The organism is Paraburkholderia sp. MM5477-R1 (assembly GCF_050436385.1).
Lineage (GTDB): Bacteria > Pseudomonadota > Gammaproteobacteria > Burkholderiales > Burkholderiaceae > Paraburkholderia > Paraburkholderia tuberum.
Map to the genome: position 1 here is coordinate 452,009 of NZ_JBNDMC010000001.1, position 20,533 is coordinate 472,541.

Here is a 20,533-nt window from a genome sequence, read left to right on the forward strand (position 1 = left end):
AAAGGGATCGGTTCTCACCGCTGTCTGTGCCATGTCGCGCTCCTGTTACTGGCTGCTGGTGGCAACCGTCAATGCGATCTGGATGATCACGAATTCCGCGGGCTTGGCGGGCGCCACGCCGACCAGAGCGATCAGTCGTCCGGCATCTATATCGTCCGGCGTCATGGTCGTCTGATCGCAACGCACGAAATACGAGGTCTCCGGCGTCGCGCCGGCAAAGGCGCCCGATGTAAATACGGTGTACAGGAAGTTGTCGATCAGCCGCTCCATCGTCGCCCACAGTTGCGGCGTATTCGGCTCGAACACCACGTCCTGCAGTCCGACGATCAGCGATTGTTCGATGAAGATCAGCAGGCGCCGCACGGGCACGTATTTGTAGTTGTCGTCCGACGTGATGACGCGCGCGCCCCACACACGGATGCCACGTCCCTGCGGGCGGAAGTCGCGAATCGCGTTGATATTGAAAGGCGCAGGATTGAGCACATCCTGATCTCCCGCGGTCACGGTGCGCGTGAGTCCGGTAATGCCTTGCACGACCTCGTTGGCTGGCGCCTTGAAGACTCCGCGCGCGACATCGACCCGTGCATAGATGCCGACTACGTATCCGGACGGCGGCAACGGGAAATCCGGCACCACGGACAGATTGCTCGGCATCGGGGACGGGATCGTCAGCCACGGATAATAGATCGCCGCGTATTTGGTATCGAACGCCTGGCGCTGCGCCTGAATGTCGGCGATTGCCGCATCCGGATATTGCGGATCGAGCACGGCGAAGATCGATGCCAACGTCTCGCAGAAATCGATCAGCTTCGCCTGGATCGCGGGAGAGCCCTGGCCGGGAATGGCAACGAGGCTGACCTGTGGCGCGTTCCTGATCGCATAGATGCCGGTGCGATCCGCAGGCTCGACGGCGTCGGCGCCGATGTACATGCTGTCGTCCACGGTCGCGAGCGAGTCGTCGCCGCCAATGTCCAGCTTGTGTTGCGCGGGCTTGATCAATCCGTTCGGCAGCACATCGACCAGCGGCTCCGGTCCCAGACGTGGCGACCACAGCTGCGCCTGGGTGGTCGCGGTATCCTGGACGCGGATCAGGGAGGACGAGCCTTCCGGCCGGCGATCAGACAGCCGCAATGGGCCATCGATAGCGCCGATCACCGACTGGAAATACAGGGCGCTGCGAGAGTCCATCGACAGATTGCGAAACGTCTCAGTCAGGATCACCTGGCTATTTCTCGACGGCACGGCCGGATCGGGATGACGATACAGGTAGACCGTCAAGCGGAATTCGCGCGACCGTATCGTGATCTGCGAGCCAGGCGCGTTGATCGCCGTCTGTTGCAGGCCGCTCAGCGCAGTATCGAGCGTGATCGTCGTCGTCGCGAGATTGACGGACGCCACTTTCAGCGGCGCGGACGCATCGACCAGCGTGCCGTCGGGATTGAGCAGTTCCAGATAGGAACCCGGCTGAATGCCGGTGAGCGATGAGAGCTTCAGTTGCGTTGGCCCGATCAGTGCCGCCACCTGTGTGCTCGACACCAGACCGGGTGATTCGTCCTGCACGGCCAACGCAACACGGCGGCCCCACGCGCCCCTGTCCAGCGCCTGTACCTCGATCAATGGGCTGCGCGACACGACAGGCGAACCTGCCTGATGCGTGCGCTGCAAGGGCGGGGCGACGGTGATTGCGCTGAGTTTCTGTGGGGCCGTCGTAGAACCGACCGTGTTGTAGACGATGGTGCCGTCGGACAGCGTGATCTGGACCGTATCCCCCCCGTTCCAGCCAGCCGACCACGTGGTATAGGCGACACTGCTGCCTGCCGGGGTGTCAAGCAGGAGTTGGGTCGCGCGATTGGTGCCCGGGCCAGGCGGCAACGCTGCCGGTTGTACGGTAAACGAAACGAGTGCCACGGATGCGTTCTTGATGTAGCCATTCACCAGCGGCGCCTCCAACGCGACGGGACCGGGGTCGGCGCCCACCGCGCGGGTGCCTTGCACCGCTGCCACCACCGCATATTCCTGTGCTGGCGCGGTGCCTATCAACAGCACACTGCCCGAGTCAATGCCGACCCTGCCGGTCAGCGACAGCAACGTTGAGGCGGACAGCGCGGCGCCGCTCAGCGTCGAGACGATCGTGACGGGATCGCCGGAGTTATGCGGCGTCTTGGTTGCGCTCGTCAACGTGACGTTGCCCCCATCGAGACCGGGTACATGCGGCAGGACCACATTCTGGACCGTGACGGTCTCCTGCGATCCGCTCGGACCGATCGACAGGGTGCTGCCGGCGTAGATGCCGACACGGCTGGTCAGCGCTAACGTAAGCGTGCCTGGATTGGTCGCGGGCGTGGCGCTCAGTGAGTTGGCGACGGCCTGGACCTGCGCAAGCTGGGTCATGGGCGGCAGGTCGATCGTGGACGGCTGCACGAATTCGAGCTTCGTCAGCAGGCCGATGGTGCGCACCTCGCGGTTGGCGGGGGTGGTTGGCTCGACGTCGATGAAGTCGCCGTATGTCAGTCCCGCGCCCGTGGCGTAGACAATCAGGTCGCCGCCAGAGGCCGCGACGTCGAGTTGATTGGCGGGCGCGGGGGTTGTGTTAGGTGTCAGGGCCGTCACAGACGTGGCGCCCGTAGCGGAGGAAAACGATAGTGTCAGCGGCTGTGTCAGCGTGATCGTGAAAGTCGTGGGTCCCGTCTGCGTGACGCCGGTCGGGGCCGGAACGACCACAACGGCAACGCCGTTCGCAGCGAACTCCAGCAAACTCGCCGAGAGGATGGCAACCGTTGCGGTGCTGCTCAGCAAAATGACGGTGTCTCCCGCAGCGGCATCGCCTGCCAGCGAATAAGAAGCGCCGCTCGCTTCGACCGCGCGCGGGTAGATCAGGAAATTCGCGCCCGCGGAGTGGCTTAGCTGAAGCGGCAAATCGAGCGGGTAGGCATCCCCGAGAGCACTGACGCCCGTTACTTGCAGATATTCGCTGTCGCTTCCGCTACCTACGCGGATGAAGGAAGGCGTCCCGGCGACGCTCTTCGGCGGGGTAGGGTCGAGCATGATTAGCGCGCCCGTCGCAGCGCTATTGCCGGTGCCGTCGCCCACGGCTGCGTTGCGAACCAGGATGCTGTCGTTCGGAGAAATGCCGCTGCGGTCGTAGAGCGATTCAAATGCGGCGGTGGCCTCGTCGGGCAGTACGCGAATCACGTAGGCCAGCTGTCCCTGGTTGTTGAAGAAACCCGCCACCGAATAAGGCAGATAGCAATGAAAACGCTTGAGATCGACGGGATCCGCAAACTCGTCGGGCACCATCAGGCCGCCGAAAGCGCGCGTGTAGTCGCCCTGACTCGAGCAAAGAATCGGCACATTGACCGGGCCGCGCTCGGCCATGCCGATGAACGCAGCGATCGACGTGCTGACGCCCACGATCGGCGCCGGCCCTTCGAGTTCCTGGATGTACACGCCAGGCGACAGGTAGTTTGTGTCAGACATCGTAGCGCTCCGGCTGACGAGAAGAGGTGCGCATCATGGGAAGACAAAATCGACCGTCAGGTTGCCGACGCCCAGCGGCAGCATGACGTTGCACACGAGATCGACGGGTTCGGCAGCGTGGTGCACGTTTAGCTCGAGTTGTGCAACCCGATGCACGGGCGGTAGCGTCATGTAGCCGTTGGCATCGCTGTCACTGTTCATCAGGCTTGCGACGTGATATTCGGCGGCCGAACCGGAACCCGTGATCACGATGGGCATGCTGGCGGCCGACATACCGATCATCGTCGAGGGCAGCAGCGTCGTGTCACCGACCTTGGCCGCTATCGATAAAACATTGGCTGCGCCCGTCGCGCCGGGAAGCATCGGTTGCACGGTCGCGCCTGCCGCGTGTTGGCGTGTCAGCGCGAAGGCCAGCGTGATCACCGAAGGGAAAGTGGGACCCGCGCCCAGAGCGGCAATCGCCGTCACTTCGAGATATTCCGCACGGGCGGCATCTTCCGGATCGATTGCGATGATGCTGCCGATCGTGAGACCGACCTGATTGGAGAGGCGTACCGTCGTATCACCGATATTCGCGGGCTGCAAAAGCTGCTTGGTCTGGGATGGTGGCGCTGGCGTCAGCGGCTGCGCCGCGAACGTAGCGGCCGTGCCGCGATCGGCATAGAGGGGCGACGCGAGTGTGATCAGATTCGGCGCCGTGGCTGGATTGACCAAATCCGCCAATGTCAGCCAGATGCCCACGACGCTGACGGCTGCGCCCGCACGAACGACGCCCGTGCGCGACACGGTGCGGCCGCTGATTGTGACCGGCTCGCGATGCAAGGCGAACGTTCCGAGGTCGATCGGCGTGAAAGTGTCGGGATAGCCCGCTTCGGCCCCCATCGTCGCGTTGAAAGTCACAGGCAGGAACCCCGCGCCAGACAGCGTAAGTTGCAACGGCGCGCCGGTGATGAATCCAGGCAGAAACGCATGCACTGGCTGACCGACGAGTCCAGCGAGATCGCCGCTCGCTCGAGCTTGCAAACCGGGAGTGGGGGTGCTGGCCATCGGAGTGACTCGCGGCGGCTGTCCGGTGATTTCATCGCTTATCGACAGCCATAACATCGCTTGAAGCCAACTGGCGGCTGGCGGTGCAGGTTCAGCAGCGAGCCGCCAGCCAGACACGGTATCCAGCACCGGGAGGGTCATGGCTGCGCTCCCGGTGCGCCAATCGCGACTTGCGGCATCACGACCTTGACGGTAGGCGCAGAGATTGGCTGAAGCGCCGACCCGATTACCACAACAGCAACTTCATATGAGATCGAAAGCTGGTACGAGCGCTCCAGTCCCTCCCAGATGCGGCTCGTCTCGTCGAGTCCCAGCGTTTCCAGACGAACCGCGAGTTCGATGGCCGTGCCCTCGTACGAGCCAGCGAGGTCCGAGCCGGAGATGAGCGGCTCGTCGTGGAAGGTCTGGAGCACGCTGCCGATAATCAATTGTTCGGCTTCCGGCGCGGGCATCTTCGCGTTGCCGGTAATGATGGGCGTCATCAGATAATGCGCGCGCACAGGAAGCGGCTGGCGTCGGACAAGGTTCGTCGGGATGCGGCGCGGCGGCTCGTTGAGTAACTGTTCGTCGCGGATCAGACGATAGAGCCACATGGAAAGACCTGTGTCGCCTGCCGTCTCCATGCCGTCGGGCGTCGCCAACGATATGATCGCCGTGCCGCCCATCATCGGATCGAACATCTGTGCGAGACCCGGATCGGCGCGAAAGCGTCGCTGTAACACCGATTGCAGTGTCAGGCTGGCCGCACGGATGTGAGTAAACATTCAGCGCTCTCGTCCAGAATATCAAGGAATCGAAAACAGCCAGACTTTAATTGGCAACGCTCAGCCAGTGAGTTTTTGTCGTTCCAATTCCGCAATACATTCAGTATCGCAGGGATCTGCAGGCGCGAATCGCGCGGAGAGGATCTAACGAAGGTTCAGGGCAAGTGATGGATCCTGGATGGGGATTCGCTTCCTTGAGAAGCGGTCGTCATCTTGCACAAGCCATTGCGGTAAGTTCACGCGCGGTGGAACCAGCGCGTGCGCAAAAGAGTTGCGGCGTCCCGCGCTTCCACGAGCTGAACCGGCGCCGCCGTGGTGAATGCATAGTGTCTTCCCGTGGCAGAACCGCGTACCACGATCGCGCTGTTCACGACGGATCGAACGGCCACCGTCCCACCTGATTGCACCGGCGATGCTGGTGACCGTTCCTTCGGAACGGTTGTGGCGATTTGACGCGCGCGCTGCGGTGGAGCGGCATGCAAAGTCGAATGTTTCCGGCCACAGCAGGTCATTTCTGCTACCTCCTGCCGACTATCGGCTTCGTGAAGTACAGGCGGCCAAGCGGTTTGACCTGTGCAGCCGTCCTTACAGATGGCAACGGAAACCGCCTGGTCCGGAAGCAGGATCTAGAAAGCGATCTAGTTCTTCACATACCGGGGAGGGCAGATCCATCATGCTTCGGGCGGACTTGGCGCGCACGAGCGGCGGCTTGGTCGCGCCGCGCGACCTGCAGCTTTTCAAGGATGTTGTGCACGTGATTCTTCACCGTGGAAACCTCGATACTGAGGTGGCGAGCGATTTCCTTGTTGGACTTGCCCTCGTCGATGAAGCCAACGATTTCGCGCTCTCGAACAGTGAGCTTTTCGGAATCTGGTTCTGCTTTCGGTACCCGAGTCAGCGCCGCGAGATGTCGGAATAAAGCCGCCGCGACGCGTGGCGAGCACAGAAGTTCACCCCGCCCCGTGTGCTCGATCGCATCGAACAGATCCTGGGTCGAGGCCTCGCACGGGACAAAGCTCGTGACGCCGGCCCGCGCGTAGGCCAGCACGTCATGATCCTGCACACGCGCAGCGAAGCCAAGAATTTGCAAGCCATGCGCCGCGTCGGCGAGGCGGCGTGCGGCCAGCAACCCATCTTCGGTAGCTACGTCGAGCAAAATCAGGGTCGGCTCGAAATGGCTCAGCGCCAGCAGGGCGGCCTCCGCATTCGCGACGGCCAGGACGCTGCGAACGCTCAGCCGCCGCTCAAGAATGGACGATAACTCGTCGCGCAACAGGCGAACGGGGCTCACGATCAGGATTCGCCCCGCGCCTTCTCCAGACGCTTCGGGCAACCCACGATACTGCTCAGAGGCTGTTGTCATTTGGCTACTCCCCATGCACACCACGAGTCATCGTCCGCTTGCTTTCGTTAACAGATACTGCTCGGACTGACTCTGGTGACGCTCGTCCGGAGAGGAAGTCCGAGTTACGTTCATCTTGCCGGGTCGAGTTTTATCGGCAGCTGTACAGGATGCCTAACTACGGTTCAGGTTTATTTTTCCTGGCCGATTAACGGTCGAGAGTGAATGAAACCTTTGGCAAGCACGCTGAAATTGGCTGGCCATCAGTTGCATCACTCGAAGCGTGCAGAAATAGGGTTTTATTTGCTACGCAAGCAGCCTGCATGCCGCGCCGCATTACCTTGGGCAAGATGGATAGATATAGGCTAGGCTAGACCAGATCACGTACATTACAAGCACATTTTTTACCCAACTCATCTTTTATGAAAGGTGCATATGTACGCAGCCGTCGTCATACCGGCACGGTCGCTGTTGCCTCGTCGTTAATACGGGTCTTCGCGGAAAAGTGTGATGGTTTTTCACGATGAAAACGTCGGAGAGCCAATCTGGGCAAGGGTTTGCGCGTCTTGATGGCCTCGCGAAATCGGGCATGATTTTGCGATGGCTACTTCACGCAAACTCAAGCGTCTTTCCGACGCATACCGGTTCGACGGATTCCGTCCTTGCGAAGCGCTGCGCGGTGTCTTCGGCGATCGCATGGCACGCGTCATCACGCTGGTTCGGCGCTCAAAAAAACGGCCTGCAAGGGATGTGGTCGACGGTGCTCGATCCACGATCGCAGGGTGCGTCGCGTTCGAGATCTGCCGAACGGCGATATACGGATTTACCTGGAACTCGAGGCTCGTCGGGTCCGCTGTCGATGCGATGGCAGCGTGAAAGGCGAACGACTGAGCTTTCTGGCGGACAACCCTCACTACACGAAGCGCTTCGCGTGGTACGTCGGTCGTCGCTGTCGCGACAGCACGATCAAGGACGTGGCTGACGAACTGAAATTGCACTGGCATACGGTCAAGGACCTCGAGATGCAGTACATGCGGGCACAAGTGGAGCGGTTCGGCACGCCCGGGCCGAAGGTCATCGGCATCCACGAGATTTCGATTGGCAAGGGACAGACGTACCGCATTGTTGTGAGCGACCTGATACGGGGCCGTGCGATCTGGTTCGGTGGCAAAGATCGAAAGGAGGCCAGCATGCATCAGTTCTATGACTGGCTGGGCGAGAAAAAGGCCCGCGGCATCCGGCTTGTCGTGATGGACATGTGGCGGCCGTTTTACAACGTCGCGCAGGAACGCGTGCCGCATGCGGCCATCCTGTACGACAAATTCCACGTCATAAAGCAGCTCAACGAAGCCCTGGATGAAGTGCGCAAGAGCGAATACGCTCGCCTGCAAGGCGAGCAGCGGCGCTACATCAAAGGGCAGAAGTACGTTCTGCTCAGTCATCGCGAGAACCTGTCGCTGGAAGGCAGAGACTCCTTGAAGACGCTTCTCGCAGCGAACCGACGTCTGAATACCGCGTACCTGCTCAAGGAGTCGTTCGGGCAGTTGTGGGACTACGAGCGCGAAGGCTGGGCGCGTCGCTTCTTCGAGAACTGGAAATCCAGCCTGAAATGGCAGCGATTGAAGCCCTACGAGAAGTTTGCGGCGATGGTCGAGCGTCATTGGGACGGGATTGCTTCCTATTGCAAGCCAGAAAACAAGGTGCCGCTCGGCTTCGTTGAGGGCCTCAACAACAAGATTCGGGTCATCCACCGACGCGGATACGGATTGCGAGATGAGGAGTATCTGCGCCTGAAGATCCTCACTTGTATGCTGCCTCGAATCTGAAAAATGGCGATTTTTCATCACACTTTTCCGCGAAGACCCGTTAATACAATGATCGATACAGCGCATGCGTGATGGCACGCGCTTGGTCCATCAGCTATTTGAGCTATTTGGCTGCAGCAAATTTGATTACGCCCAGTCCGGCTGTGCCGTCAAAGATCGTGAAGTAACCATTCATGAGCGGCAGACCTAGAATTGCGCCACCGTCCTGCCGCACCGGCGATATGGCTGCCATCGCCTGTCCCACAGCTGGTGCGTCAATTTGCCAATAAATCTGTGGAGGCACCGAGAGCGCTACATTCTGGCCGCCACTGATTCCCTGGAGCGTGAACGAAATGGGCGGCCACTGCGAGAGGTCGAGACTCGTCACGGAAACTGGCTGACCACTCATCGATGTCTTGAGCAACTCCTGCTGATTGACCTGAAGTCGAGAAAGGATTCCATTGATGATCGTCGGGCCGAGCACAAGCGTATTTGTGCCGCTATCGACGATCGAGTTGGATGGCATACCCGGTTGGGGGCGTGCCGAAATAGGGAATTGTTCGGTTCCGACACCTACCGACAATAAATTGGTGCTATACCACGCGTCCGCGAGGACGGCAGCAATCTGGAAGTCGCCGCTGTAGAGATCGGTCGCTTCTTCTCCTCCACCAAGTATCAATACTCCCTGGTTCAGAGGATCGTTATCTGGATCGACGCCTGCCTTGCAAAACGAGCGACGCGTAAGAAAGGCCATCTTTTCCTGAAGCACTCCCTCATTGGCCAACTGCATCAGGCATGGAATAACCGAAGATCGCGTACCGTGCTCCACCTGAGATTTCGAATATTTCTTTGGCCAGGTGCTTTCGGGTAGCGAGTAGGCATCATCGAGCGCCTGATAGGCGAGCCCCAAAATTCCGTCCGCCTCACGGAACATGTTGGCCGACTCCTGGTAAGTCACTGCAACGGCGACGCTCGACCCCGTCACATTGCCGATCTTGACCGTGTCTTTAAGAACCGATCCCAACCAGTTGCTTCCGTCGCCGTACGCATCGAACTGAGCGAGGTTGGTCGCCGTCGTTCCATTGCCCAGTTGAGGAGAATACTTGTCGCCGTTGACGGCAAGAGCGCTGCTCCCCGTGTCGAGGATCACATTCAGTGTCCTGGCCGCACTGCCAGTGCCTACAGTTATGGCTCCCGTATAGTCGCCGTCCATGTTGATGTTTGTGATGGGAATCCGAACCGACTGTGACATTGCTGTTCTCCGCGTTAATCGGAAAAAACTAATCCCGACTCTTTCCGGGAATAAGGTCTTTAGCTGGATGGGCGAGCAAACGCGTCTACGTGTTCTTCCGAATTGAAAGTTAAATCATGCTGACCAGCAAGAACCGCTTTGCGCTGCGATGAACGAGCTCCGCCGCCTTGCATGGCAACCGCCATACGTTTCGGACAATGTTTCTGCCGTTCGCGACTCCTTCAATACAACAGCTGAGATCAGAGTATTGGCCAGAATGAAGGCAAATCGCTTGATACTACCGTGCCTATGGGGCGCCTCACCTGCACGATAAGGTGCATGACCAGACACATGGAATCAACGATGGCCACAGTGAGACTTGGCTGCCGCCGCCTGAGAATAACCAGGTGATGAGAGGAGGACGACCGTCGTGCGGTCGGCTGTTCCCCAATCTGGCGGCGAGAGATCTCGGACGAGGGCCGAATTGATGAGTAAGGAAACGCAGCACCAAGCGATCGATCTTCGCTCGGTGTCGGCAGACACGTGCGGAAGGATGGCACGAAAATCTGCGCAGCTGTGACTTCGTGAGTCGGCCGCACGTTAAAGTGGTACGGCAAAGCTAGTGTAGTCAACGATATTCGCCGGTGCATGGCGAATATCCGACAAAACGAAGGCGAATTCCGAAACCCGGGAGCCAGTGATGCCACTATCGTTGGTCGCGCATAACTCCGAAGCCTCTCCGACTGGCTAGCTCGCAATCGTGGATGATGCTCGCGAAGCGACGCAAAATCCCCTTGGAATCGACGTGCGCTTTCCTATACTTCGCGACATTCCCGAAGAAAAAACTTCAAAAATCAAATCCGGGTCGCCCGGCGTTTGCCTCACCGGGAACTCGAAATCGGCGCTTCACGGATCGCCGCGGTCGGGGTAAAACCCTTCGCATCGCTCGATGCTCGTCCTGCCAGGGCACAAAAGGGTGCCGACGCGATCGATCGCCCACGGAAAACGGAGGGCCGCGAACCGGCAGTTGGCAGCACTCAATCGACGCGAGGATGCACTCTCGACGACACCTGTCCTCGGGCGAACAAAGATGGTCAGTGGATAGATCAGCGAGTGGGAGAGCAGGGGACAGTTGAATGCAAGAACGTTAATAAACGTTCTAGATCGAAGCCGACCTCCGCATCACGCACTTTAGATGTGCGATGAGAAAAAAGAAAAGGACTGTCGAGGATAGCGGTCCATCAGGTGTGTAAGTTATGACACGCGATTTTCAAGGCGTGGAAGTCTGGCTGGCTCAATTCGACCGACAGTGATTTCGAGTCACCTTGTGGATGCCATGGGTCTGAGTTTTCACCGGAATCGCTGCGCGAAAGCACGGGCGACTGCTTGAGTCGGATCACGCGAACTGAAGGGTGCAGGGATGAAACTTCCAGAGGTTTTCAAACGGGGGTGCCGGTTCATCGCGAAGGCTGGCAGTATCTTCAAACGCGCCGTGCAGTCCAGCTATCTCGGCCTAGGCTACCTGGAGAAAGGATTCATTGCGATTGGTGTTATCGGAGCGGTAGGCGTTGGCCTGGTCTATGCGAGCTCTGGATTGCGCTCGATCACGATAGTTGAGCCGATCGCAACGCCGAGCGATCTTGCCGAAAGTGGGTTCACCGCGTCCACGAGTCAAAGCAGGTTTAGCGAAGACATGCTTTCAATGATCAATTCCGCGTCTTCTGTCATGCCCACGGAGATCCACGAGACGCTTGAGGAAGAAGGAACCAAGGATCTGCATCTAGAGGTTCCGGGAACGGGAATGTCGGTGCAGGACGTGGTGAGCGCGATCAAGGACATTTTGCGGCGTGACGGTCGCATTACCGCGGAAATCGTCCGGGACGGAAACGCGCTGCGGATTTTCGGACGGGTTTTTCGCCCCGGCGGCGAAGTCTATCTATTTGATGCTTACAGTGAGAGCGGTGACGTCGATGAGGTAATTTCCCGAGGAGCGAGGGCGGCGATGCAGATCTACAGTCCCTACATACTCGCTTCGGCAGTGTTCGACCACGCGCAAAAAGAGTGCGATAAAGGGACATCCTGTCAATACACGGATGCCGCAAACGAGTTTGACATGGTTCTGAAAGGCGGATCGCCCAAAGACCAGGAAAAGCTTGCGGCATGGGCACATCTCGGCCTGTCGAAAATTGCGGAAAACAATCTCGATTACCTGACAGAGATCGAGCATGCGCGGCGGGCGGCGGTGCTACGTCGAAAGTTCTATTGGGCTTACTACAATTGGGGTATCGCTCTTGAGAACATGGGCTGCGATAATGAAGCTCTCGAAAAATATCGGCGCGTGACAGTCCAGCGAGATCGTTTCGCCGCGGGACACAATGCGCTCGGACGCGAGTACCTCAAATACGCAAACCGCGAATACATACCGACAGATTCATCGTTGCGACTAAACACTCGGCCGGCCGAGTTGGCCCAGCGCGAGTTCGAAACGGCGATTCGATACGACCCTCGCTACGCGGAGGCGTATGCCAATTTGGGCGAAGCGCTGGAACTGGAGGGAAAACATACGGAAGCGCTGGATGAATTGCGCAGGGCAATCGCGCTGGATGGGGAATTTTCGAGCAAGGCCTTCAAACAGATCGCGAAGATCGAGACTGAACTCAAAGAACCGGAAAGGGCTGCAAGCGCGATGGCAGAGGCCATGATCAGCGAAAAGCGCCATCCCCAATGCCGCGGCGATCTGGAATCGCTCGACGCCGCTGCCTGGCATAGCTGCCTCGCTGATCTGTCCACCGATGAACTACCGAAATTCGGACGGCACGCGGCAAATTGGCCAACGGCGCACTTTGAAGCTGCGGATTGCAGGAAGTACGCAATCGAGAACTGGCCCTGAGTCAGCGAGTGGGTTGTTGAAGTGGCCAGGTGTCGCACTCTATTAGCCAATTTCAAGCAACTCGACTGTATCGGCCAGGGTCTGCTGCAGGTTCTCGGGATAATCCGTGCGCTCGGTGAGAATCAGCACCTTGCGTCCCTGCTCAAACTGTTCGCGAATCGCTGTAGCGATCATGTCCTGCGCGACTCGTCAATGCTTCATAGCAAGTCCCTGCGTTCGGGGCAACCGGAAAACGGTCGTGTTACGAAATTGGAAGCTCGCTTTCCAAACACGCGCATGTCGCAACCCATTCGGATACCGAAAAAACGCACGATGGTTCGGATCCGCCGCCGGAACTTGCGCAACGACCGCCGTTAAAATAGGTTGCTCACATTTGAAAGCCAATCAATGCAAGTCGCTCCGGCTGCGCGTATTGCGCCAACTAGGGATTCTCGACACCCCCTACGGAGAAAATACTCGATCGACTTACTCGTATGCTCGCGCAGATGTTGAACGTTCCAATAGCGCTTGTCTCGCTGATCGACGAGCATCAGCAGTGGTTCAGGTCGCGAGTCGGACTGGACGTCCGCGAGACCCCGCGTGATATCGCCTTTTGCGCGCATGCACTGCTGGAAGAAGACTTGCTGGTGGTCGAGGATGCTCGCAAGGATCCGCGCTTTTTCGACAACCCGCTCGTCACAGGGCCGATCCATGCCGGAGTGCAACTGAGTTCATCCATCGGTCTCGCGATCGGCACGTTGTGCGCGAAAGACACCGCGCCGCGCGTTGTCCTCCGACGCGCGCGCCGCAATGCGCGATCTGGCTTGCACGGTCGAACGCGAACTGATGCGCTCCATCAAGCGGACTTGGAATGCAGTCCGGTCACCTAAAAAAACATCCGTAACTATATTAACTAATCGACTTTGCCGCCTATTTGCACCAGAGTCCTCTGCGGACATTTATTTCATGAAGATTCGCGACATTTTCATGTGGGCGGCACCACAGGCGAGATTGACATTGAACGCAAAACGTCATTAACTTGAAGTCTGCCTCGAGGCGGTATCCCCTTACGCGGGACACGAAGCATAGCTCAAACCACATGTCATGCGCACCAATGGTGAGCTTTACTTCTCTTCTAATCGAAGCTCACCTTCTGAGGTGCATGATGAATGCCACGAGTGCGATGATGCTCGAAGCTTTTCGGCTGGGTGGAGACAGTCTGTTGGTCGGTCTGGGTGTTGGATTTGTCGTGTGGCACTTGCACGAGCGTTTCGCGTGGTCCATCGCATTCGGAGCATGCGACGGGGCAGCGAGCCTGCTCGGCGCTGCGTGCCTGCATCATTCAATCGATATCCCGGACCTTGCGTACATTTTTCTGATTGTCTTGATGGTGCCATTAGTTTTGCGCGGCAAACGTTGGGCATTGTGGTTCGCGCCCCTGATCTTCTCATTCGATAACTTTTTCGCATACTCACCACGCGACGAAACTGTCTTCCTCGCGGTGTCGAGTGGCCTGCTCGCGTTCGTAGGAATGTACGGCGCCAGGGCGCTTTCAAGAGCCGTTGGCGTTGTTGTGCGAAAAATTTCCTCGCGACGGTCGATGCTCCTGTCAAAGCACAGGGACGCGTAATGGATCCGCAAATCCTCCTGCAAGGGTTTTATAAGCGCGGGAAGTACGTTGCAGTCGCAGCGCCCTCAGACCCGCACGATCCGCATGACTCGCCGTGGTGGTGGGATCACTTAGCCGAGAGCGCGATGGACCTCGCGCAGGTGGGCATCACTTCGGTCTGGTTGCCACCAGCTACGAAGGCTGCCCAAGGCAGCCAGGAGGCAGCGCTCGGTTATAGCGTATTCGACGACTACGACATCGGCTCGAAAGATCAAAAGGGTGCGGTCCACACCCGCTATGGCACGCGCGAACAATTGACTCGGCTCGCCGCGATATTGCGAGCCAATGGGCTCAATGTCGTGCTTGATCTGCAACTCAATCATCGCAAAGGCGGCGCGGGCCCCGATGAGATGACGTTCGAATATCGCGACGCGTTCGGCAACAGCTCAGGCGGGCGCTTCCCTAAAAACAGGCAATGCTTTCATTCTCGCTATCCCGACAGTCCCGTTCCCAAGAGCTTCGTTCCCGAGATTCCGCAAGACCCCGGGGTTCCGGATGGCATCTGGGAACTGCAGATGAGCTCGAACGTGTACTTCGGCCCTGATCTCGCACATATCAACGGCAAGCCTGAGGGTTACGTCTCACAAGGCCTCGTCGCGGCGGTGGAATGGCAGACCCGAGCGGTCGACGCCCAAGCCTATCGGCTGGACCACGTACAAGGGATATCCGTGCTCTATCTGCAAGCGCTCTTGAATGGCAACATCGCAGCGGGTAAATTCGCCGTGGGCGAGTATTGGGACGGCGACCGGGACAAGATCAACGACTGGATCACATCCAACGACTGGATGCGCAATCGCTGCAGCGCGTTCGACTTCCCGCTCTACTTCAAACTGCTGGCGATGTCGAACGATGCGAACTTTGACATGTCGACGCTCGATCACGCCGGGCTCGCAGGCGTGAATCCTTTTCGCGCGGTGACGTTCGTCGAGAATCACGACACCGAATCGCGCCGCGACCTCGTTCCGCGCAATATCCAGCCCGAAGACAAGCCGCTTGCGTATGCGTATATCCTGACCTCCGAGGGACAGCCGTGTGTGTTCTTCAAGGACTACAGTACCGCGCCCGGATGCCTCGGCGACATTCTGCGCCCGGCGCTCGTCAACCTCATGTGGATTCACCAGAACATCGCCGCAGGTCCGACCGAACAGCGATGGAAAAGCCAGGACGTGTTCATGTTCGAGCGCACGGGTGGCCCCGGTCTGCTCGTAGGACTGAACCGCAGCAAGACGCAGGCGCAGCACCTGACGGGCGTCGTCACGAACTTCCGACCTAACACGACACTACATGACTACGCTGGCCATGAGCCCGACATCACGACCGATGGACGAGGGCGCGTGGATGTAACCATTCCTTCCGGCAACAACGGGCAGGGATACGTCTGCTATTCGGTCCCGTCCATCGGGTCACGGAGCGCACCGGCGCCGCAGGATTCGCATCAGGTCTTCGAAGGCGCGGCGGACCTCGATATTCCGTGCGCCGCTGCAGGCAAGATGAGCGACATCACACGCACTTACTGCGAGCACGATACGACGATCGACGGCGTGCTGAGCTTTCATGCCGATGGCTGGACGCCGGACACGACGCTTATGCTTTCGTTATACGGACCGTCCGGTGCAGCGGTCGCTTCCCGGCTTTTCAGGCAGGCCGACACGGGCGCTGTGCTCACCGCAACGGCGACAGAGAAGGGCTTTTACCGCTGGACCATCCAGGCAAACGATTCACGCGCCGACTTTACCTGCCCGTTTAGCCTTGCCGTGCGTTATCGCGCGCCCACGACTCTTTAGGATGGTCGATATGAACGTTCTCACGCAGCGTAATGATTCTGGCCGCTCGGGCGTGAACGCCGCAGAGGACATCCTTACCCCGGGAAATGTCAACGTCAACTCATTCGGACTGGTGCGAAATATTCCGATCGGGCTGGGCTCCATCTACGCCCAGCCGCTTTACGTGGCGCAATTGAGGTTTCCGAATGGTCAGGTTTGCGACACGATCTTCGTGGCGACCATGGAAAACTGCGTCCTGGCGCTCGACGCGGAATCGGGCGCAATTCTCGCGCAAACCCATGTTGACAATAAGCCCGCCGTTGAAACGCACACATGGTTCGGTGCTCAATATAACGACATCGTCAATGCACAAGGCGAGAAGCCGCCGACCATCGGCATCCTGAGCACGCCCGTGATCGATCTTGCGCGTAACGAGCTGTTCCTCGTGCTTTTCACCGTAGACGAGACGAAGGCCAATACGCTCAATACGTCCGGGGACGAGCGCGCCGCCGCGTTCGAGTACATCCTTTGTGCGCTCGACCTCACTACGTTGCAGACCAAACGTTCAGCGGTCATAGGGGGTTCGGTTTCAGGAACGGGCTATGCGTCCTCGGCGCGGGCTGCGGCCACGCCCGATTTCAAGGAAACGCGCATGTCGGTCAGGAACGGTACGGTGCAGGTCACGACGAAAATGGGCAGCAAGGGCGGCCCGCTGGCGATGGTCGCCATCACGGACGCGACGGGGATTCAGTCGCACGATCCGCGCGTTCGTTTCAACGCCATGACGCTGCTACAGCGCCCCGCGTTGCTGCTCGATAACGGCGTGATCTTTATCGCGTTCGGCTCGCGCGGAGACAACGATCCCTGGCATGGCTGGATCTTCGCGTACAACGAGACTGATTTCACTCGCATCGATCTCCTGTGCACCACGCCCAACGGTGCGCAAGGTGGTATCTGGCAGGCCGGGCAGGGGTTGCTCGCCGACGCGCAGCATAATGTGTACGCCGGCACTGGCAACGGCGATTCGAACCAGCCCAAGGGCGTACCTGGCACGCCGAATATGGGCGAAAGCTTTCTCAAGCTGCGCGTCGTCGACGGCCGTCTGGAGGTGGTCGGCTGGTACAACGCCTTCAACGACCTCGATTACCGCGACGCTTCGGGTGGCGACGAAGTGGTGGATAAGGACGACGATCTCGGCGCGTCGGCGCCCGCGTTGCTTCCGGACGAGCGCATCGTCGGCGGCGGCAAGGACGGGTACTTCTATCTGATCGACTCCGACGAGCTCATTGGCGACGCCGCCGCACGTCAGGAACAACCCGCTGCGGACCGTGTGGTCCTGCAGTACTTTCTCGCCTCCTTCAACTATGCCCGCGGCACGCGGGGCGTGGCCCAGAACGTCATTCCCGAACCGGACGCAGACGACGTCACCCATCACATTCACGGCTCGCCGGTCGTCTGGCATGGCGACAACAATCACACGCTGGTGTATGTCTGGGGCGAAAATGATGTCACGCGAACCTATCGCTATGCGCTGCGTCCGGCGGGGCAGCCGTTGGGCGGGGGCTTTGCGGACCAGGGCGCGATCGCGGTCGCTCCGCTGATCACTTCGGACTGGCGTCATGTGATACCGGTTCATGGCATCGAAACCGCGCGCGGCATGACCATCGCATCGAACGAATATCCCGGGCGCAATGGCATGCCGGGCGGGTTTCTGTCGCTTTCATGGAATGGCCGCGATCGTGCCAGCGCCATCCTGTGGGGAATCTTTCCGCCTTTCAAGAATGGAAACGTGTTTCGTGTCGAGGGTGAGCTGATTGCGTACGATGCATCGAACTTCGATACGCAGTCGAACTTCTCGCGGCTGCAAGCGGTCTGGCGCAGCCGGCAGGACCCGGACGTGCGTTTCAAGCTGCCGAAATTCTGTTGTCCGACCGTCGCAGGCGGTAAGGTATTTGTGCCGTCTGGCGACGGCGCAGTACTGTCCGTCTACGGACTGCGTAACCACGGCGGCGGCTATGACCTCGCACGCGATGCGTACACCGCAGGCTTTGGAGGCACCGGCGGACTGACGCTAAACGGCACGGCACGCGTGAGTGTCGACAAGAAGATCATCCTGACGGACAACCCCATTCAGCCGAACCCCGGCGCCGACTCCAACGACAGGGTGGGACAAGCATTCATCCCCACCTTCCAGAGCGGTAGCGCATTCTGCACGCAACCGGTCGACGTCACGGATCTGGCGACGCGTTTTACGTTCAGCATGAACGGCGTGGACCCGATGAACATGGCCGATGGCCTGACCTTCACGATCCAGGCAGCGGGTCCGCACGCGCTCGGCAGCCCCGGCAGCGGGCTCGGCTACGCGATCGATCCACTTGACACAAGCAACACCGGGGCGCGTATCGCACGCAGTCTCGCGATCACCTTCGACGTGGTGCTCAACAAGTTGAGCCTTTGGCGCGATGGCGCAAATGGCGGACCGTGGATTTACGATCTGGGCGCGAACGGCATCGCACTCAATAGCGCGCATCCGATACGCGTGACCCTGAAGTTTTCGCACGCCGCGAAGACGCTCACGCTGGGCATCGAAGAACTCGACAATCCACAGGCGAAAGTGGGGCCCTTGACGCTTGAGAACATCGACCTCATCGGATTTCTCAAGCTCGGCACGCCTGCGTTGGCCTACATCGGCTTCACGGGCGGGACAGGCGCCAAGAGTGCCGAACAGACCATTCTCGACTGGAGCGTGCCGTGATTCATATCACTGACGCGGTGCCGGGAGAGCAATGATGGGCGTCGCCCTTATTGCGTGGGGACGATTCACGGAAGGCGGCAACAAGGTGACCGTCCCCGCGCCCAGCACCGATGCCGGTGCGCCGTGGCTTTGGGACTTCATCACGAATGAGGCGGCGACGCTCGCCCGCGCGGGCTTCACGGCAGTGCAACTGCCTCCAGCGAGCAAGGCGCAAGGCGGCGACGGCGCAGGCTGCGACGGCTACGGCGTATTCGACACTCGCGACCTCGGCTCCAAGCCGCAACAGGGCAGCACGCCGACTCGCTACGGCGGCGTGGATGCATTGCGCCGGCTGATCGGCACCTGTCATGCCGTCGGCATGGATGTCTATCTCGACATTGTGTTGCATCAATTGATGGGCGAGAACGGCGGCCCGGGCGTGTTCCGTTATCTTGGCGCGGACCAGCGGACACTGAACGGGCGGGGAGCCATGCAGCCGGGATGTTTTAGGGGCGGCACAGGAAACCAGGACCCGATTCCGCCGTTTCGGCCCGAAGACGGCGTGCCGGGCCCGAGCGACGACTTTCCTTTCGGTCGCGAGAAGGTATATCAGAACTGTATTCCGCAGGACTACACCATTCAGGATGCAATCGACTATGGCGACTGGCTCTTCAGAACCACGGACGCGGACGGCATGCGCTTCGACGATGTGAAGGGCACATGGGCGCCGTTCGTTTCGCAATTCATGCGCTCGAAGACGATGGGGTCGAAGTTCGCGTACTCCGAGTTTTTCGACGGAAATCTGGCATGGGTCAACAGTTGGGTCACTCAGGCGCCCATGCAGTCCCGCTCGCTGGTCGAGGACTTTGCGCTGCATTGGGCGCTGCAGGCCGCATGCGACAGCGGCAACGTGGCGGGACTCAATGGTGCGGGATACACGAGCTGGAACCCATACCTCTCATGCAGCTTCGTAGAAAACCCGGACACCGATTCGTCGCCCGGCGAGTCGATCGTCGCGAACAAGCTGCTCGCGTATGCGTTCATTCTCTCGGCAGAAGGATACCCGTTCATCTACGGCAAGGATTACTTCGGAGGCGACGTGTGGAAGGGGGCATATGGTCTCAAGCCGTGGATCGACAATCTGATCTGGATTCACGAGAATCTCGCTTTCGGAGCAACGGTCACGCGTTACCTGAGTGACGTGGCGATCGTACTGAACCGGACGGGCTATCCTGGTCTGCTGACCGCGCTCAATTTCGACACGATGAATGCGTGCGCCATCACGTGCGACACGTCGTTCGGACCGAATGTGCGTCTGAAAGACTATACGGGCAAACACGCGGACATCTGGACCGATGCACAGGGACGCGCGAGCTTCACGGTTCCATCGAACGGCTACCAGAGCGGCCGCAGCTATCTGTGCTTCTCGTTGCCAGGATACGCAGCCGGCTTCGAGCCGAAGCCCCGCTCGACGACGCAGACTTTTTTTGGCGCCGACGATCTCGACCTTCCGGCGATGCGAAACGGCGCAGCCAATGTGGCTCGCGTCTACGCGGGCCCCAACAGCAAAATGAGTGCGGTCCTCGCGCCGAACGGCGAAGCGTGGAAGCGGGGAGCATCGATCGTGCTGGAGGCCGTCGGGCAGGACGAGCGCGTGCTCGGACGCAAAACCATCACCTATGGTGAATCGAATACGGCGCTCGATGTCCACACGGCCCGTGGTGGCTGGCAAACATTCCGAACCACCGCTTCGGGTCTCGTTGGCGTCGCGCCGTTCGACCTCAGTGTCAGTTACATGGGTACGCAGGGGCTTTCGGACACTTGATGTTCAC

General features: G+C 59.5%; 14 protein-coding genes. 8 read left to right on the top strand and 6 right to left on the bottom strand.

The window, feature by feature from the left end; all coding sequences use genetic code 11:
• Positions 1 to 45: 45 nt before the first annotated feature.
• From OKW35_RS02215 to OKW35_RS02230, 4 genes are all read right to left on the bottom strand, one after another.
• Positions 46 to 3,477, bottom strand: a complete 3,432-nt coding sequence (locus OKW35_RS02215; RefSeq protein ID WP_429551131.1) for a phage tail sheath subtilisin-like domain-containing protein — start codon at positions 3,475 to 3,477, stop codon at positions 46 to 48.
• Positions 3,478 to 3,510: 33 nt separating this feature from the next.
• Entirely contained in the window at positions 3,511 to 4,524 is a 1,014-nt protein-coding gene (locus tag OKW35_RS02220; RefSeq protein ID WP_429551132.1) for a hypothetical protein, read from the bottom strand.
• A 137-nt stretch (positions 4,525 to 4,661) separates the two neighbouring features.
• The gene (locus tag OKW35_RS02225) at positions 4,662 to 5,288 is read right to left on the bottom strand and encodes a DUF4255 domain-containing protein (RefSeq protein WP_429551133.1); all 627 of its coding nucleotides are present in this window, start codon (positions 5,286 to 5,288) and stop codon (positions 4,662 to 4,664) included.
• Positions 5,289 to 5,934: 646 nt separating this feature from the next.
• Positions 5,935 to 6,651, bottom strand: a complete 717-nt coding sequence (locus OKW35_RS02230) for a LuxR C-terminal-related transcriptional regulator (RefSeq protein ID WP_429551134.1) — start codon at positions 6,649 to 6,651, stop codon at positions 5,935 to 5,937.
• Between the two features lie 579 nt (positions 6,652 to 7,230).
• Here OKW35_RS02230 and OKW35_RS02235 point away from each other — a divergent pair.
• Positions 7,231 to 7,506 carry a hypothetical protein gene (locus OKW35_RS02235; protein WP_429551237.1) on the top strand — a complete coding sequence of 92 codons (276 nt, stop codon included), beginning with the start codon at positions 7,231 to 7,233 and terminating at the stop codon, positions 7,504 to 7,506.
• Complete coding sequence (locus OKW35_RS02240) at positions 7,413 to 8,456, top strand: ISL3 family transposase (protein ID WP_429551135.1); 1,044 nt, start codon at positions 7,413 to 7,415, stop codon at positions 8,454 to 8,456. Before OKW35_RS02235 ends, OKW35_RS02240 begins: the two co-directional genes overlap by 94 nt.
• Positions 8,457 to 8,559: 103 nt before the next feature.
• On the opposite strand, the gene OKW35_RS02245 is transcribed toward OKW35_RS02240, so the two are convergent.
• Positions 8,560 to 9,687 (bottom strand): pepsin-like aspartic protease, encoded by a 1,128-nt coding sequence (locus OKW35_RS02245; protein ID WP_429551136.1) that lies wholly within the window; start codon positions 9,685 to 9,687, stop codon positions 8,560 to 8,562.
• Positions 9,688 to 11,086: 1,399 nt separating this feature from the next.
• Between OKW35_RS02245 and OKW35_RS02250 the strand changes: the two genes are divergently transcribed.
• Positions 11,087 to 12,556 (top strand): tetratricopeptide repeat protein, encoded by a 1,470-nt coding sequence (locus OKW35_RS02250; protein WP_429551137.1) that lies wholly within the window; start codon positions 11,087 to 11,089, stop codon positions 12,554 to 12,556.
• A 42-nt stretch (positions 12,557 to 12,598) separates the two neighbouring features.
• Here the strand turns inward: OKW35_RS02250 and OKW35_RS02255 are convergent, their stop codons facing one another.
• Entirely contained in the window at positions 12,599 to 12,730 is a 132-nt protein-coding gene (locus tag OKW35_RS02255) for a hypothetical protein (protein ID WP_429355074.1), read from the bottom strand.
• 299 nt (positions 12,731 to 13,029) lie between these two features.
• On the opposite strand from OKW35_RS02255, the gene OKW35_RS02260 reads away from it, so the two are divergent.
• The 5 genes from OKW35_RS02260 to OKW35_RS02280 all read left to right on the top strand — a co-directional run bounded on the left by OKW35_RS02260 (position 13,030) and on the right by OKW35_RS02280 (position 20,526).
• Positions 13,030 to 13,425, top strand: coding sequence for a hypothetical protein (locus OKW35_RS02260; RefSeq protein WP_429551138.1), 396 nt, complete (start codon positions 13,030 to 13,032; stop codon positions 13,423 to 13,425).
• Positions 13,426 to 13,718: 293 nt separating this feature from the next.
• Complete coding sequence (locus tag OKW35_RS02265; RefSeq protein ID WP_429551139.1) at positions 13,719 to 14,165, top strand: hypothetical protein; 447 nt, start codon at positions 13,719 to 13,721, stop codon at positions 14,163 to 14,165.
• Positions 14,165 to 15,988, top strand: coding sequence for an alpha-amylase family glycosyl hydrolase (locus OKW35_RS02270; protein WP_429551140.1), 1,824 nt, complete (start codon positions 14,165 to 14,167; stop codon positions 15,986 to 15,988). The genes OKW35_RS02265 and OKW35_RS02270 overlap by 1 nt, the downstream gene beginning before the upstream one ends.
• Positions 15,989 to 15,998: 10 nt before the next feature.
• Positions 15,999 to 18,722 carry a lectin-like domain-containing protein gene (locus OKW35_RS02275; RefSeq protein ID WP_429551141.1) on the top strand — a complete coding sequence of 908 codons (2,724 nt, stop codon included), beginning with the start codon at positions 15,999 to 16,001 and terminating at the stop codon, positions 18,720 to 18,722.
• Between the two features lie 31 nt (positions 18,723 to 18,753).
• Positions 18,754 to 20,526: a hypothetical protein gene (locus OKW35_RS02280; protein WP_429551142.1), complete on the top strand. Its 1,773-nt coding sequence runs from the start codon at positions 18,754 to 18,756 to the stop codon at positions 20,524 to 20,526.
• The last annotated feature ends 7 nt before the right edge of the window (positions 20,527 to 20,533 follow it).

Bases quoted from the DNA above. Each gene is read 5' to 3' on its own strand.
- OKW35_RS02275 (WP_429551141.1), top strand. From the start codon at position 15,999: ATGAACGTTCTCACGCAGCGTAATGATTCTGGCCGCTCGGGCGTGAAC.
- OKW35_RS02235 (WP_429551237.1), top strand. From the start codon at position 7,231: ATGGCTACTTCACGCAAACTCAAGCGTCTTTCCGACGCATACCGGTTC.
- OKW35_RS02215 (WP_429551131.1), bottom strand. From the start codon at position 3,477: ATGTCTGACACAAACTACCTGTCGCCTGGCGTGTACATCCAGGAACTC.
- OKW35_RS02220 (WP_429551132.1), bottom strand. From the start codon at position 4,524: ATGGCCAGCACCCCCACTCCCGGTTTGCAAGCTCGAGCGAGCGGCGAT.
- OKW35_RS02250 (WP_429551137.1), top strand. From the start codon at position 11,087: ATGAAACTTCCAGAGGTTTTCAAACGGGGGTGCCGGTTCATCGCGAAG.
- OKW35_RS02260 (WP_429551138.1), top strand. From the start codon at position 13,030: ATGCTCGCGCAGATGTTGAACGTTCCAATAGCGCTTGTCTCGCTGATC.
- OKW35_RS02255 (WP_429355074.1), bottom strand. From the start codon at position 12,730: ATGATCGCTACAGCGATTCGCGAACAGTTTGAGCAGGGACGCAAGGTG.
- OKW35_RS02245 (WP_429551136.1), bottom strand. From the start codon at position 9,687: ATGTCACAGTCGGTTCGGATTCCCATCACAAACATCAACATGGACGGC.
- OKW35_RS02280 (WP_429551142.1), top strand. From the start codon at position 18,754: ATGATGGGCGTCGCCCTTATTGCGTGGGGACGATTCACGGAAGGCGGC.
- OKW35_RS02270 (WP_429551140.1), top strand. From the start codon at position 14,165: ATGGATCCGCAAATCCTCCTGCAAGGGTTTTATAAGCGCGGGAAGTAC.
- OKW35_RS02265 (WP_429551139.1), top strand. From the start codon at position 13,719: ATGATGCTCGAAGCTTTTCGGCTGGGTGGAGACAGTCTGTTGGTCGGT.
- OKW35_RS02225 (WP_429551133.1), bottom strand. From the start codon at position 5,288: ATGTTTACTCACATCCGTGCGGCCAGCCTGACACTGCAATCGGTGTTA.
- OKW35_RS02230 (WP_429551134.1), bottom strand. From the start codon at position 6,651: ATGACAACAGCCTCTGAGCAGTATCGTGGGTTGCCCGAAGCGTCTGGA.